The following is a 13,309-nucleotide window of genomic DNA, read 5'->3' on the forward strand; positions in this document are numbered from 1 at the left end:
CTTTCTAGATTTTTTGGAGTGATTATTTACATGTATTTCAAAGATCATGTGCCTCCACTTTTTCATGCTATATACCAAGATCAAGAAGCCCAAATCTCAATTGAGACGGGAAGCATAATAGCGGGTGATTTGCCAAATAAGCAAACAAGACTAGTACAAGCGTGGGTGGAGCTGCATCGGGACGAATTGAAGCAGAACTATGAGGAATTACAGAAAGACTTTGGGAAGCTAAAAAAAATAAAACCATTGGAATGAACCCACGCATTGCTAAAATAGTAGATGTCAAACCATTTCTGGTTACCGTAGAATGGACAAACGGTCAGACAAAGACCATTGACTTTGCTAGTTTTTTGTCAGCGGAGAAGGGCAAGGATTCCATTTTCGCAAAATTACTTCAAAGGGAAATTTTTGCTCGTGTAAAAACAGATGGGAGGACTCTTTATTGGGACGCTATGACGGAAATGATTGACACGGATGGCTCTGTGATAGCCGCACCTATTGATTTCTGCCCAGATGTGCTATACGATTTTTCAGAAGAAGTTTAAAAACACTACTTCTTAAGCGCTTGAGCCAGCAATTTATTCTGCGCCAGCAGTTCTTCTATCTGCTTATCTTTTACAGCAAGCTGCTGAGTAAGCTGCTGTAATAGTTGTTCGCTTTGGTTTTTTGATCTTTCCAATGTGGATGGCAACGTTGTAATTATCTGCCATAATGGCCACGCATAGAGTGGATAAGGATTTTGTTGCCTACTATTTCATAGACGATGCGGTGTTCTTGGTTGATCCTTCTAGACCAACAACCTGATAAACTGATACCTTAATAGTTCAGGCTTTCCGATCCCTTCAAAGGGTGTTTCTTGAATAGATTGAATTAATTGAGTGATTCTTTTTAGGATAGCTTTATTGCTCTTCCAAAATGCCAGGTCTTTCTCAGCATCTGGCAAAAAAACTATTTCCATAATTTTTGAAGATCACCGATGGTAACGGTTTTTCCTTTACCCAACTTAAAATCCTTTCTGCTTTTCTCAATCTTTGCCACAAAGGCTGGATTGTAGGGCGATTCGTTCGCCACTTCAAATTTTATTTTCAGTACTTTTAATAATGCTTTTAAAGTAGTTACCTCATTGGCATTGGAAGGGCGGGCAATAAGTATTTCTGGCGTTTTCATATAGTTACAAAAATAATGAATCCTATCAAATAGAAGAAACTCTTACTTCTTCAACACCCCCGCCAGCAATTTATTCTGCGCCATTAGTTCTTCTATCTGCTTATCTTTAATGGCGAGCTGCTGAGTGAGTTGTTGTAACAATTGCTCGTTTTGGTTTTTTATTTCCCCATTGTTTACCCCATTGCTCTGTGGACTATTGTGAAAATTGATAATGACAGGCTCTGGGCTTTTGATGTCTTCTGCCGATACTCCAAAGATGGCGGCCAGCTTCTCCACCATGGCATCAGACACCTTGCTCTGATTAGTTTCTATTTTAGAATAGGCGTTTTGCAAGATGCCCAGTTTTTTAGCTACTTCTTTTTGGTTCATCCCTCGACTGGTGCGTATCAATCTGATTTTGGTTCCGTACATGTCAGTAGTAATTTTCTTGAATAATTTAATCTAAGATAGGAATAATTTATACAATTGATTGATAGAATTTATTTTTGTCAATCCATACAATTGTAATAGCGTAAACAACTTAAAACAATTACAACTATGGAAAACCTGCATGAATTAGGTGTATCACGCCTACAAGCACAAGAATTAATATCAATTGAGGGTGGTGGATCTAAAACCCCCGTACAAATTGTTGTTGATACTTGGAATAGATTCAACGACTTGGTCGTTAGTATCTTTTTCTAAGAGACGTCAATGGATTAAAATCACCTTGCAAAAAAAGGCTCATCATCGAGCCTTTTTTCGCTTATGGTTCTATTGCAAATCTCCTCGTGCATTTGTAGCTCACTTTCCTATGTTGCTCTTTATGCGCCAAAAGATAATCTGTACGATGACTAGCTAAGTCTTTTAGATTGCGCGGGAAGACTTCTTGTAGCAATACAATCATTCTATCATACCAAAAGGATTTAATAAATACCTAAGAATAACTCCTGTGGATTTACCAAGATTACAAACTGAAATATCCTCAGTACTTTCAACAACGGCTGAGATGAGTGAGATGGCCGGTAGGCAAATCATCACCAATATCAACTTTTAGACTTTGGTAGCCATCCATATATATTGTTGACGTTGAAACATAAAATTACACTTATAAAACACCCTCCAAAGTTTCATAATACCCGTAAAAAGATCTTGAAGGTTTCTTTTTAGGATACTGGAATAACTTAATCTAAATTAGGAATAATTTATACAAAAAATTATTTTCACTTATTCTTAATGAGGGCTAAATATGTATCATCATTTGGCCAAAATGGTGTTTTAAAAGAATGGTATTCTCAAATAAATTTTTAACTTTAAAAACAAAAATTATGAAAACATTGGAATTGGAAAGCCTATCACTTCTCGAACTAAAAGTTGAGGATGCAAAATCAATTAATGGCGGAGGCTGGCTTGCTGACTTAATAGCTGACACAATTGCTTATTATAAATGTGGATGTGGCCCGAAATTTAGTTCTGTTGATTGGAGTTCTGCCGCAAGAATTAACTGATAACTCGGTAATTTAGCCCAAGTTTAAAATTGCAGGTATTTTTTTAAATGTAAAGTATAAACCATGAAAACTTTAGAAATAGACAAAATAGAATTCAAATCTCTTAATGATGCAGAATTAGCAGACACAACAGGTGGTGGCTGGTTTTTGCCATTTTTAGCGGGTTATCTTGCTGGTGAAATTTTAGAAGGCATCCAAAGAGGCATTTCAAAGCCTTGTTCTGAAGTGCGTTGTTGTTAACAGTTATTAAAAGCATTGAGAGGATAGGCTCAATTTGAAAAGTGCAAATGAAGGTGTATCCTCTCAATATTTTGAAAACTATTGGTTTAAAAAGTTTTTCTTGGCCATTCGTTGCAGTGCTTACATTTTGCTGCATTATTTACAATATGAGTTTGACACATTTCATTGGAATTGCGTTTCCATTGAAGAAACTGATGACTCCCGACACATTCTTTAATTCTACTAGTTTAAATTTAATCAGTTCAGTAATTATTGCCCCGACTATTGAGGAAATAGCGGCTCGTGGATTCTTGTCAGGAAATAGAATTTATTTTCTTTCATTGCCCCTTTTATTCTTAGCCATATTAGCTGGGTTTGATTTTAGTGTTTTTTCGATAATTATTGTTGGGATTACAGTATTCTTTTTTTTGGCTCTATTGTATAAACAGGAATACTATGATGTTGTTTACAATCGCTATGTTAGTCAATTGATAATATTCAGTTGCTTATCTTTTTCATTGGCTCATGTTATTGTGATTCAAAAATATTTTGATTTTCATATTGCACTGTTTGCGAGTATTTTCGTTTACTATCCTCTAGCCTATTTGCTTGCTAAAGTAAGAATTGCTTACGGATTACGGTACTCTATAATGATGCACTCTATTCATAACGTCCTCATAATTAGTTTTAATAGCTTATTTTATTAGAACCCATCTCAAAAATAGATTTTCAAGGAATTTTCAAGTATTTGGCCAGTATGCAAGATGGCTTTTGCCGCCCATACCAGACGAATTCTGGGAAAAAAAGCCAGCGCACCAGAATGGCCAAAGTCGCAGAAAATTTCTAGGAGGTATTTTTGAGATAGGTTCCACTGTTTTGTTTTTTTGAACAGCATATTGCTCTAGCTAACCTCAAGCTCTAACTAGTGCAAGCACCCGCTTGTGTTCAAAAGCATGATCAACTAAAATAGAAATGTTCTCCGAAAACACCTATTTTCCCGCCTATACCCGCACCGCTATCATTTACATAGGATGCATTGTCTGTTGCTTTATAGCGCTTGGCGCCATGCCCTATTTAAAAACAGATGTAAGTGTGCGCTCATCGGCACTTATCCGCCCTGCTTCTGAAGTAAATGTAATCCGCTGCATTAGCTCTGGGAAGATAAAGGAAACGTATGCAGCAGAAAACAAAAAAGTAAAAGTAGGTGAGTTACTTTATGTGATCGACTCTGAGACACTCAATGAACAAGAGCACTTTTTTCAGGAGAAGATAAGCATGAAGAAATCACTGACACAAGATGTGGAGTTGGTGATAGAAGCGTCAAAAGCTCCATCAACTACAAAGCCAATTTTTAATAGCGCGGTCTATCGGCAAAGCTATTTTACTTACCAGCAAAAGGTAATCGAGGCACAAACGAGCTACAACAAAGCCAAGCAGGCATTTGATAGGCAATACAAACTCTATCAAGAAAAAGTTATTGCTGCTATGGAGTTTGAGAATTTTCTGTTTGAACTGAAAAAGGCAGAAGATGCCATTACCCAACTGAAAGAAACACAGCGCAGCCAATGGCAAAGTGAATTGAAAACGCTGCATGAGGAAAAGAATGAAATGGAAAGCCAGCTCGTACGCATACAAAAAGAGAAAGCCCTGCTTACCATCACAGCACCGGTGAGCGGCACGCTGCAAAATTTAACAGGCGTATATGTGGGCAGCAATGTTTTCGCCAACCAAGAGCTAGGACAAATTTCACCGGATACCAGCATGCTTGTGATTGCGTATGTGCAGCCAAACGATATTGGTTTTATTAAAAAAGATATGAACGTGCGCCTGCAAGTGGATGCCTTTAATTATAATCAGTGGGGCATGGCCATGGGCAGAGTAATAGCTGTGCCACAAGATATTAAGATCATTGACAACAAGCCCGTGTTTGAGGTGCGCTGCTCACTAAATAAGGATTTTCTTCAACTGAAAAGCGGCTACAAAGGCTATTTGAAAAAAGGAATGACGCTGCAAGCACGGTTTATCGTTACCGAGCGCAGCTTGTGGCAGTTGTTGTATGATAAGGTAGATGATTGGGTGAACCCTAATTTAAAGTAGTTAGAAGTTAGTAAGGGCATTCTGTTTCCGGTTGCCAGTTTCCGGGGAACAGCAACCAGTCGGTGGTAAGAGAAATTCCTTTAAAAAACTCGCGCCCTCTGCTTTTAAAATTTTGATAAAAGAGGCTTAGAATCTAACGAGAAGTAAAATGAGTAACAGTAACACCCACTATTTCACCCTTGCGGTAACGGTACAAAATATCATTTTCATCCAGTTCGCTGTCATCAGCAGTTACAGGAGCGCCAAAGTTAATGTACATAGTATACGCTTCTTCGTCATAACGCATGTGCATGTCTTTCACACGGCTATGATTAACAGTTTTCAATACCTTCAAAATGTTAACTATCTCAATTTCTGTCATCAATTTATTACCAACTATAAAAAGGGATTTGTGATTTTAAGGGTTCCTTCAATAACTTGGCCGTGCTGCATATCTTCTGTATATAAGGTGTGGCAACCTAGTTCTAGTGCCGCAGCAATAATGAGACTATCAAAAATGCTGTACCCATATTTCTCAAAAACTTTGAGAGCAAGGGTCATGGTCTCAGTACTTACCGTTTTAACGATGCAAGCACTTTGTAGGCTACGAGCGTGGGCTACGGCAAAAGCCCTTTCACTTTTTAATTTCTTAAGGCACACATTTACATTTTCTAAAATTACTTGTGTGCTAATCGTGGGGCGGCTTTCCAAAAGCTCTTTGGTCTTGGCGAACTTTGGGTGCGTGTCGTCAAAAATGTATAAGCAAATGTTGGAATCTAAAAAAATATCAGCGTGCGTTCGCTTCTTCGCGATTAAATTTAAACTTACTCAGATCCACGTGGGCAGTCTTCCAAAACTCCCAAGCCTTTTCAAAGCCTTTGTTCTTTTGGTTTTTAGCAACGATGGTTCTCCGAGTGCCTTTTTTTATTTTTTTTGTGACGTTCATACGATCCAATTATATGATTATAAACAAATATAAGTAAAAATAGGAGTACTATTAAATGAGGTATTGCCAATGAAAATTCCAAAAATTAAACAACGCGACATCACCGACTGCGGTGCGGCTTGCCTTGCATCCATTGCCGCGCATTACGAATTGCAGTTACCCGTAGCGCGGAGGCTACTTCGGCTTTGGACTCTGCCTCTGAGCAATATGTTCATCGCATGGTGGAGTGGATGCGAGAGAACGAAAAGACGGTTATCCTCATTGCCCACCGCCTCAGCTCGGTTTTACGAGCCGACAAAATTGTGGTGCTATCTCAAGGCACTGTTGTTGAAGAAGGGCATCACGATCAACTGATCAGCAATCGAAAACAATATTTTGAGTTGTGGAAGCAGCAGTTCCCGATGATGCAAGAGATTGCTTGAACTTGATGAGCCCTGCTAATTTCAAAGGCCGCATCATTGCCAAAGTCACACCAGAAGAAGTTTCGAAAAATCCGGCAAGCTTTACGGGTAAGTTTTTGAGACTGGAGTTGGAGTAGATTATGCCATTGGGCATTGATAATTTCTTATACTTAAAACTCAATCCGGTAGCTAAATACAGGTATGAGACCCAACTGGTACTCGTAGCCAATTTTACCTGTATTAAAGTTAAGAAATTCGTAGCGTGGATTTTGACGGTTGGTGAAATTACGAATGTCAAATGACCAAATATGTGCAGCCCTCGCTCGACTCTTACGGAAGCCAATATGTAAATCCACTCGAAAGTAATCAGGAAGATTGGATTCAAAGCTTCGGTTATAATCATAAATTTGCTGTCCTTGTTTTAAGCTGCCAGTGATGTCAATGGGTGTTTGAGGATTATTGCCCGCCCATGAAACGCGTGCGTTCAATTCAAAAATATTTGACTTTCGGATGCCCGTCCGATATTCCTTTCCAGCCAATGCGGTAAAAATATGTTGACCATTAAAAGAAGTATTGCGTTTTATGCCATCAGCTCCCTGATAGTGGGATTGATAAAGAGTACCGGTAAATAGAAAGTAATAGTTATTTGAAAATCTTTGATCGAGACTGAGTTCCAATCCGTAATTTTCACCAGTGCCAGAATTAGCAAGTGGAATAGGTTCATTACTATCGAGCCGCGAATTCAGATATTCACTGATGGTGTTAAGAGCAGAAAAGGTGTTGTTATAAGGTGAGTTTATGTTGCCATTATAAACAGGTATTTGATAAAGGTTTTGGTAATAACATTCCGCCCGCACGTGGAGAGCTTTTGCAATCTGCCAATCGTAACTGACTACGTAATGCAGTGCTTTTGATAGGTCTAAATTTTTATTTAGGTATTCAATGGAACTATCAGGTTGTACAAATTTTTGATTATACAGCGTAAGTGGTTGCAATTGGCTATGAAACCCTATTGCTGCTCCAATAACTTTCGTTTCTGAAATTTGATAAGATAATCCTGCACGTGGCTCAATAGAATACCGTTGATTGAACAAGGCATAAATGCCGTGCAAACCAGTATTGAGAGTAAGTTTTTCACCCAAGTTTTTTTTCCATTGTGCATAGGCCTGAACGTATTGAGTACTGCCATCTGAGTCAAGTGGATATTTGAGCTTCTTGTTGTCTGTAAAATCGATAAAGCGTTGACCAATTTCGTAGTTGCGGTGGCTGAAAATAAACCCAGCCCTTAATAAACTACCAGGCGAAAACTTTTTATTGAGTTGTGTAGATATCCGCAAAGATTTACCTTGGTTTCTGATCCATCGGATTTCCTCCAGTACATTGTTAGAAAAGATTCGTTCTTGCGTTAACTTATCATAGGTGTAAGTGCCGGATAGGGTGGTAGTGATAGATAGACTTTTGTTGAAGTTTTTTAAAAAAGTGACTCCACCGATTGCGCTGCTAGTAGTCAAATTGTTTTTACCCCCAAACGAAACACTTTCATTGAAGATACCATCACCCATAACACCCCAAACATTGATTGCCCCAGAGGAAAGAGGGAAAGATAAGTTAAAGGATAGGTCTTGATAGGTAGGGGCCGCCCCCTTTGGCAGTACGCCTAGACCAGCCAAAATACCGGCTGTTGAATAGCGATAATTGACCAAGTAGGATGCTTTTTTTCCTTTCTTAAAGGGTCCCTCAGCTGCGGCATCAATACCCAAAAAACTTAGCTGGAATGATTTTTCGCTTTTTTCTTGATTGCCTTTTCGAAGTTTCATATCCATAATACCCGAAAGGGCATTGCCATACTCAGCAGCAAAAGCACCAGAGTAAAAATCGGAGTTGTCCAGCAAATTAATACTCAGCTTACTTACGGCTCCTCCCGAGCCAGCAAAAGCAGCAAAGTGATTGGGGCTTGGAATTTCTATACCCTCCAATCGCCATTGTAAACTGTTGGGTGAGTTGCCGCGTATGGAGATACTATTGTTAAAATCGCTGGTAGAAGTTACACCGGGGTAGGCAGTAATCATACGAGCCACATCGTTAAAGTTAGATGCAAATCTTTTTGTTTCTTCCACAGAAATGGAACGCCCACCTGAAAGTGAGAATGAATTGATAGGTTGGCCATTCGTTTGGCTAGGACGGACAATAACCTCTTGCAAGTATGTAAAAGCCTCTTTCAAGCCGATGGCAATCATTGGTTCTTTGCCCGTGTAAACCAAAACATCGGCTATTTGATAATCTTCATAACCTAAGTAAGTTGCCTTAATAGTATGCCTGCCCACAACTACATTTGACAAGCGGAAATAGCCTTGGGCATCAGTGGTGCTTCCAATGGTGGAGTCATTTTCGTGAATTACTACATTCACCCCTTCAAGTGGTTCACCCGAATCTTTATCTAACACTCTGCCTCGAATGTTTTGCCGTAGGGGTATAGAAGTTAATGTGATACCATTGCCAATCCACTTATAGGTAACATGCAGTGGTGGAAGAATTTTTGCAAGTACTTCAATTATTGTTTTGTCGGTAACTTGCAATGCGATTAACCTTTCAATCGGCACTTCCTGACTGCCATATGAAAATTTGACTCCGTAAATCTTAGTCAAGGCGAAAAGAGCATCTTCAAATCGAATCGAATTGTAATTGAATGAATGGCGTTCTGTGGATTGTGCACTCAACTCACCTCCTGAATAGAGAAGAAGCAAAATGACAGTATAAACATATCTTACAAATAGCTTTTTCATCGAAGGTTAGCTCAAAAATTGATTCTATTTTTTTAAAGTTTGCTAAAATGCAGCAGTTGCAAGGCAGTTCAATCTTTTGAAATCAGATAGCCTTGTGTTGTTTTCTTCCAGCGAAGGTGAAGCGAATAGCAAATTGTTTCGAGAGCGTTTTCCGCAGATGTTTGATTGAAAGCTCCAGTAAACAAGTAATCATCCGGTCTATCTACATTAATTTTGATTGACTTGTGATAGTATGACGATAGTTCTGAAATTACTTCTGTTAACTTTTGGTTTTTAAACTCTAAAACTCCTGTATGCCAGGCGAGCTTGTTTTGATTGAGTGTTTGGCTCATCATTAATTGGTGATCCAGATTAGCTATCGCCTGAAATCCCCTTTCAACTACAACGGAAGACTTCACCTTCCCATTTTCTTTAGATGAAAATCGAACTTTGCCTGTTACTACTAGTAGGCTGCTTTCATGTTCCGTTAACTGAATATTGAATGAAGTCCCCAGAACTCGTGTCTCAAAGTATTTTCCTTTTACTAAAAATGGCTTTTGTGGATTATGTGTTACCTCTAGAAAGGCTTCACCATTCAATCGTACTGAGCGAATAGTATCATCCGTAAATTCCTTGGGAAAGGTGAGGGAAGAGTTTTCATTCATCCATACTCGCGTGCCATCAGCTAACACTATTTTTTTTGATTCGCCAACTTTAGTACTAATCGTAATTTGCTGGATAACTTGAGAAGGTTCCCGTACTTGCCAATAAGCAATGCTTGCCAGCCCAACAATTAACACTGCTGCAGCAGCCCAGCGGAGCAAACTCGGAATTAAATATCTGATGTTCGATTTAGAACTTATACGCCTTTCTACATTGGGCCATGCCGTTTTAGCATTGAATTTAAATTGTTCTTCATCGTTACTTGTTTGACTCAACACCTGTGTCATAGCATCAGCTAACTCGCGATTAGCTGGATTTTGAAGAAGCCAATTATTCAATCGCTCCGATTCTTGCAGGGAAATGGTCTGATAGTGCTTTTTTACCACTAATTCCCAAACATCTATTTCGTTCATAGGGATTTTGATTACGCTATTTACTTAATGATGCAGTAAACAGGCGTTACCCCTATGTATAGAAGAAATAAGTTTAAGAGAGGAGGTAAGCAATTAACAAGAGTAAGTGCTCTCGCATAATGTGAAGCGCTTTAAGGAGCTGATTTTCAACCGTCTTTATGGAAAGATTAAGGTGACTTGCAATTTCTTTGTAACTCATCTGTTCGTAACGACTCAGTATAAATATTTCACGGCAAGCTGGGGGGAGTCGCTTCAGCGCATTAATCAGTCTTTTTTCTGATTCTTGATAAAGAATAGCTTCTTCAGTTGGGTTATTAGCTATTGATTGGCTTGTCCCAAATTCCTTTAGTTTCTTTTCATGCTGTCGCTTAGAGCGAAGATGCATAAGGGCATTGTTAACCGCAATACGAGCAACATATCCCGGGGCGGCATTTTTATTAAGTAATGTAGGTTTTGTTTCCCAAAATTTCACAAAGGCATCTTGCACCAAGTCTTCGGAAAGATCAGATTGCTGGACTAACAAATTTACGCGTGCGCAAATTGCTGCATAATGTAGCTCAAAGAATGAATTGAACTCGCCAATTTCCATCAAAATATCAGAATCTATCTCAAGAGTTGAAGTAAATTAATCATTTAGTAAAAGGTGGCTGATACACTTAAATTATAGACTGGTAAAAGTAGAAAATTTAGACTATTGCAGTAAACTTATGAAAAACGTTGAGGTATATTTAACCTTTTCGGCACCCGCGAAGAGTAGCTAAAACCCTGTGAGCTTTGCAGCCAATTTTTCAAAGCAAGAACTCAAGTAAGGGCATCTCTAAAAACCCGTTTTAAATTTTTTCACTTCCTAGTTTATCGAATTTGTTCTTTGCAATCTTAAAAAATAGTGATTAAGGGCTCTTTTGACTTTTTCTTTTCACCCTTGGCAGGATGATGATTGACCATTTGGTCAAACTATCGGCCATTCAAGTTCACTTTTATCTGCGTTAGCCTGAACAAATTGTAGGTGAGGTTCATTAAACCAATCGTTGCTTTGGCCCTCACAAAGTTTCGGCATCGGATATACATTCGGTTCATCGAGTTGGTCATGAACCCAAAAATGTGCTCCACTCTTGCCCTTGTCTTTGATTTCTTCTTGTTGCGCTTTTGCTGCGCATTGGTAAGGGGTTTATTGCGGTATCCTTTTTCATGGATCATGGAGGTCATATTTTTTCCGTTCAACTCTTTTTCAATTTTCTCACTCCGATAAGCACTATCAGCATATACTTTTTGTCCGCGATCCCTTTTGTCAATCAATGGTCCAATCATTTCACTATCGTGAACATTGGCAGGGGTTACCTTATAACCCGTAATGAGTTTGGTGCGCGCATCGGCTTTCACATGGTCTTTATACCCATAGTAACTTTTTCCATTGTGCGTAACCCATTTGGCATCAATATCTTTCTGGCGTAGCTTGTTTTCTTTATCTTTCCAATCTGGGGGAATAATCCCCTCATTGAGTTGTTGGTTCTCATCGCGGCTGTTTCGTTGAATAGGGACTTCCACAATGGAGGCATCTATCATTCGGCCTTTGTTAAGAATTACACCCCGTTGGCTCAAGGTTTTATCCAGCAAGGAAAACAATTTCTCCACCATCTTGCCTTTGGCAAGTTCATTTTTAAAGTTCCAGATTGTTTTGGCATCGGGCACCGTATCAGATATGGTCAACCCTAAAAAACGCATGAACGATAAACGATCTAAAATCGCATATTCCGTGCCGTCATCGCTTAAATTATAATAGCGCTGCAAAATCAATATTTTGAACATCATCAGATAATCAAAGGAAGGGCGACCGCCTTGGCTTCTGTCTTTTCCCGATTCAAAATGTGCCTCCAAGGGTTTGCGGAAAATCCCAAAGTCAATGTGGGCTTGCAATTTTAACAATGGGTCGTTTTGCTTACCGATTTTATCCAACCGAAACTGCTCATCAAATAATCCTCTCGATTTATTTTTCATCTATTTTCTCCTTTTTCTCAAGAAACAAAATTTACAGATAATTTCGTAGGGTTTTTAGAGATACCCGTAAGTTACCGCTAACATAACTCCTCTTCTTTTCCCTCTTGCGTTTTTCTACTTTTGTCCATCATGGTAAGTAACAAGCAACGGTGGTATTGGACAATGCAGGTAAGCGGCTGGGCGGTGTATGCAGGCTTGCAAATCGTGGCTACCATTTTGGCTTCCGGCAAGGCAGGGGTGGTTGCCGAGCGCATCATTTTTTTAACCTACGAGTCGTTGTTCTGTTTATTAGTGTCGCATCTTTTCCGCAACATTATTATCAATGGCAAATGGCTGAACCTTGGTTTTTCTCGGTTGCTGCCGCGCATAATCTTGTCGGTGTTCATCATGGGGGCGATTATGTATTTGCTTCGCATCCCGGTTTCCTTTCCGTTGGGGTTGTTCAAGCGAGAAGTGGCATTTGATCCGTTTACTTTTTTAGGCCAATCTTTTTTTTATGCCATCATCTTTTTTCTGTGGTCGGCACTTTATTTTGCCTACACTTATGTGGAGCGATACAATACCACGCTCCGCTACGAGGCTTCGGTAAAAGAAATCGAGTTGAATAATTTAAAATCACAACTCAACCCACATTTTATTTTCAATGCGCTCAACAGCATCCGCGCCTTGGTGGATGAAAATCCTGAAAAGTCAAAACTGGCCATCAATCAGCTATCGAATATTTTGCGTAATTCGTTGGCTCGTGAAAACAAAGGCCTCATTAAATTTGACGATGAGATGAAAATGGTGCGTGATTACCTAGGCCTCGAAAGTATTCGGTTTGAAGAGCGGCTGCATACTGAATTTGATATCGCTTCCGGATCACAAGATTTTTTGGTGCCGCCTCTCATGATTCAAACCTTGGTAGAAAACGGAGTAAAGCATGGCATATCAAAACTAAAGGAAGGGGGTTTGCTACATGTATCCACCAAAGTGATTGACGATGAATTGAAAATACGCATCCGAAACACAGGACGTTACCTAAACGGAAGAGAGTCACCCACTGGTCTGGGGTTGGCCAATACCGTACAGCGGTTAAAACTTTTGTATGGCGAGGCTGCTTCGTTTCGAATTGTGAACGATAAAGATAATTTTGTACTGACAGAAATCAGCATCCCACATTTATACAACACGTAAATAA

At 39.3% G+C, this 13,309-nt stretch carries 19 protein-coding genes and 1 pseudogene; 10 read left to right on the plus strand and 10 right to left on the minus strand.

Features of this window, described 5'->3' with window-relative positions; genetic code table 11:
• Window positions 1-30 precede the first annotated feature (30 nt).
• Window positions 31-255: a DUF4160 domain-containing protein gene (locus KA713_16650; protein ID UXE69166.1), complete on the plus strand. Its 225-nt coding sequence runs from the start codon at window positions 31-33 to the stop codon at window positions 253-255.
• Complete coding sequence (locus KA713_16655; GenBank protein UXE66073.1) at window positions 252-545, plus strand: DUF2442 domain-containing protein; 294 nt, start codon at window positions 252-254, stop codon at window positions 543-545. The genes KA713_16650 and KA713_16655 overlap by 4 nt, the downstream gene beginning before the upstream one ends.
• 154 nt (window positions 546-699) lie before the next feature.
• On the opposite strand, the pseudogene KA713_16660 reads toward KA713_16655, so the two are convergent.
• The 3 genes and pseudogenes from KA713_16660 to KA713_16670 all read right to left on the minus strand — a co-directional run bounded on the left by KA713_16660 (window position 700) and on the right by KA713_16670 (window position 1,578).
• Window positions 700-958: pseudogene (locus KA713_16660) on the minus strand (Txe/YoeB family addiction module toxin).
• A complete protein-coding gene (locus tag KA713_16665; GenBank protein UXE66074.1) occupies window positions 949-1,167 on the minus strand; it encodes a hypothetical protein in 219 nt (72 codons plus the stop codon). The pseudogene KA713_16660 and the gene KA713_16665 overlap by 10 nt, the downstream one beginning before the upstream one ends.
• Before the next feature lie 42 nt (window positions 1,168-1,209).
• Window positions 1,210-1,578, minus strand: a complete 369-nt coding sequence (locus KA713_16670) for a helix-turn-helix transcriptional regulator (protein ID UXE66075.1) — start codon at window positions 1,576-1,578, stop codon at window positions 1,210-1,212.
• 126 nt (window positions 1,579-1,704) lie between these two features.
• Here KA713_16670 and KA713_16675 point away from each other — a divergent pair, with 126 nt between their 5' ends.
• The 5 genes from KA713_16675 to KA713_16695 all read left to right on the plus strand — a co-directional run bounded on the left by KA713_16675 (window position 1,705) and on the right by KA713_16695 (window position 4,970).
• A complete protein-coding gene (locus KA713_16675; protein ID UXE66076.1) occupies window positions 1,705-1,851 on the plus strand; it encodes a hypothetical protein in 147 nt (48 codons plus the stop codon).
• Window positions 1,852-2,474: 623 nt separating this feature from the next.
• Window positions 2,475-2,654: a hypothetical protein gene (locus KA713_16680; GenBank protein UXE66077.1), complete on the plus strand. Its 180-nt coding sequence runs from the start codon at window positions 2,475-2,477 to the stop codon at window positions 2,652-2,654.
• 63 nt (window positions 2,655-2,717) lie between these two features.
• Window positions 2,718-2,894 carry a hypothetical protein gene (locus KA713_16685; protein ID UXE66078.1) on the plus strand — a complete coding sequence of 59 codons (177 nt, stop codon included), beginning with the start codon at window positions 2,718-2,720 and terminating at the stop codon, window positions 2,892-2,894.
• Between the two features lie 47 nt (window positions 2,895-2,941).
• Window positions 2,942-3,580: a hypothetical protein gene (locus KA713_16690; GenBank protein ID UXE66079.1), complete on the plus strand. Its 639-nt coding sequence runs from the start codon at window positions 2,942-2,944 to the stop codon at window positions 3,578-3,580.
• A 265-nt stretch (window positions 3,581-3,845) separates the two neighbouring features.
• Entirely contained in the window at window positions 3,846-4,970 is a 1,125-nt protein-coding gene (locus KA713_16695) for an HlyD family efflux transporter periplasmic adaptor subunit (protein UXE66080.1), read from the plus strand.
• A gap of 133 nt (window positions 4,971-5,103) precedes the next feature.
• Here KA713_16695 and KA713_16700 read toward each other — a convergent pair whose 3' ends face one another.
• The 3 genes from KA713_16700 to KA713_16710 are packed head-to-tail and all read right to left on the minus strand — an operon-like array spanning window position 5,104 to window position 5,895.
• On the minus strand, window positions 5,104-5,331 hold the full coding sequence (locus tag KA713_16700; protein UXE66081.1) for a DUF2283 domain-containing protein: 228 nt from the start codon (window positions 5,329-5,331) through the stop codon (window positions 5,104-5,106).
• 14 nt (window positions 5,332-5,345) lie between these two features.
• Window positions 5,346-5,762, minus strand: coding sequence for a PIN domain-containing protein (locus tag KA713_16705; protein ID UXE69167.1), 417 nt, complete (start codon window positions 5,760-5,762; stop codon window positions 5,346-5,348).
• Complete coding sequence (locus tag KA713_16710) at window positions 5,737-5,895, minus strand: hypothetical protein (protein UXE66082.1); 159 nt, start codon at window positions 5,893-5,895, stop codon at window positions 5,737-5,739. Before KA713_16710 ends, KA713_16705 begins: the two co-directional genes overlap by 26 nt.
• Before the next feature lie 69 nt (window positions 5,896-5,964).
• On the opposite strand from KA713_16710, the gene KA713_16715 reads away from it, so the two are divergent.
• Window positions 5,965-6,249: a hypothetical protein gene (locus tag KA713_16715; protein ID UXE66083.1), complete on the plus strand. Its 285-nt coding sequence runs from the start codon at window positions 5,965-5,967 to the stop codon at window positions 6,247-6,249.
• A gap of 28 nt (window positions 6,250-6,277) precedes the next feature.
• Window positions 6,278-6,433 (plus strand): hypothetical protein, encoded by a 156-nt coding sequence (locus tag KA713_16720; GenBank protein ID UXE66084.1) that lies wholly within the window; start codon window positions 6,278-6,280, stop codon window positions 6,431-6,433.
• 33 nt (window positions 6,434-6,466) lie between these two features.
• Here the strand turns inward: KA713_16720 and KA713_16725 are convergent, their stop codons facing one another.
• The 4 genes from KA713_16725 to KA713_16740 form a co-directional block, all read right to left on the minus strand.
• Complete coding sequence (locus KA713_16725; protein UXE66085.1) at window positions 6,467-9,079, minus strand: TonB-dependent receptor; 2,613 nt, start codon at window positions 9,077-9,079, stop codon at window positions 6,467-6,469.
• Window positions 9,080-9,147: 68 nt separating this feature from the next.
• The gene (locus KA713_16730) at window positions 9,148-10,134 is read right to left on the minus strand and encodes a FecR domain-containing protein (GenBank protein UXE66086.1); all 987 of its coding nucleotides are present in this window, start codon (window positions 10,132-10,134) and stop codon (window positions 9,148-9,150) included.
• 73 nt (window positions 10,135-10,207) lie between these two features.
• Window positions 10,208-10,723 carry an RNA polymerase sigma-70 factor gene (locus KA713_16735; GenBank protein ID UXE66087.1) on the minus strand — a complete coding sequence of 172 codons (516 nt, stop codon included), beginning with the start codon at window positions 10,721-10,723 and terminating at the stop codon, window positions 10,208-10,210.
• Between the two features lie 365 nt (window positions 10,724-11,088).
• Window positions 11,089-12,129, minus strand: a complete 1,041-nt coding sequence (locus KA713_16740; protein ID UXE66088.1) for an IS5 family transposase — start codon at window positions 12,127-12,129, stop codon at window positions 11,089-11,091.
• A gap of 255 nt (window positions 12,130-12,384) precedes the next feature.
• Between KA713_16740 and KA713_16745 the strand changes: the two genes are divergently transcribed.
• The gene (locus KA713_16745) at window positions 12,385-13,305 is read left to right on the plus strand and encodes a histidine kinase (protein ID UXE69168.1); all 921 of its coding nucleotides are present in this window, start codon (window positions 12,385-12,387) and stop codon (window positions 13,303-13,305) included.
• Window positions 13,306-13,309: the final 4 nt, after the last annotated feature.

The sequence above is a fragment of the Chryseotalea sp. WA131a genome (assembly GCA_025370075.1).
In the GTDB taxonomy this organism is placed as follows: Bacteria; Bacteroidota; Bacteroidia; order Cytophagales; family Cyclobacteriaceae; genus ELB16-189.

Excerpts from the sequence above, each read along its gene's own strand:
- KA713_16685 (UXE66078.1), top strand. The coding sequence starts at position 2,718 with ATGAAAACTTTAGAAATAGACAAAATAGAATTCAAATCTCTTAATGAT.
- KA713_16680 (UXE66077.1), top strand. The coding sequence starts at position 2,475 with ATGAAAACATTGGAATTGGAAAGCCTATCACTTCTCGAACTAAAAGTT.
- KA713_16710 (UXE66082.1), bottom strand. The coding sequence starts at position 5,895 with ATGAACGTCACAAAAAAAATAAAAAAAGGCACTCGGAGAACCATCGTT.
- KA713_16690 (UXE66079.1), top strand. The coding sequence starts at position 2,942 with ATGAAGGTGTATCCTCTCAATATTTTGAAAACTATTGGTTTAAAAAGT.
- KA713_16650 (UXE69166.1), top strand. The coding sequence starts at position 31 with ATGTATTTCAAAGATCATGTGCCTCCACTTTTTCATGCTATATACCAA.
- KA713_16700 (UXE66081.1), bottom strand. The coding sequence starts at position 5,331 with ATGACAGAAATTGAGATAGTTAACATTTTGAAGGTATTGAAAACTGTT.
- KA713_16715 (UXE66083.1), top strand. The coding sequence starts at position 5,965 with ATGAAAATTCCAAAAATTAAACAACGCGACATCACCGACTGCGGTGCG.
- KA713_16675 (UXE66076.1), top strand. The coding sequence starts at position 1,705 with ATGGAAAACCTGCATGAATTAGGTGTATCACGCCTACAAGCACAAGAA.
- KA713_16665 (UXE66074.1), bottom strand. The coding sequence starts at position 1,167 with ATGAAAACGCCAGAAATACTTATTGCCCGCCCTTCCAATGCCAATGAG.
- KA713_16655 (UXE66073.1), top strand. The coding sequence starts at position 252 with ATGAACCCACGCATTGCTAAAATAGTAGATGTCAAACCATTTCTGGTT.
- KA713_16735 (UXE66087.1), bottom strand. The coding sequence starts at position 10,723 with ATGGAAATTGGCGAGTTCAATTCATTCTTTGAGCTACATTATGCAGCA.
- KA713_16730 (UXE66086.1), bottom strand. The coding sequence starts at position 10,134 with ATGAACGAAATAGATGTTTGGGAATTAGTGGTAAAAAAGCACTATCAG.
- KA713_16695 (UXE66080.1), top strand. The coding sequence starts at position 3,846 with ATGTTCTCCGAAAACACCTATTTTCCCGCCTATACCCGCACCGCTATC.
- KA713_16740 (UXE66088.1), bottom strand. The coding sequence starts at position 12,129 with ATGAAAAATAAATCGAGAGGATTATTTGATGAGCAGTTTCGGTTGGAT.
- KA713_16670 (UXE66075.1), bottom strand. The coding sequence starts at position 1,578 with ATGTACGGAACCAAAATCAGATTGATACGCACCAGTCGAGGGATGAAC.
- KA713_16725 (UXE66085.1), bottom strand. The coding sequence starts at position 9,079 with ATGAAAAAGCTATTTGTAAGATATGTTTATACTGTCATTTTGCTTCTT.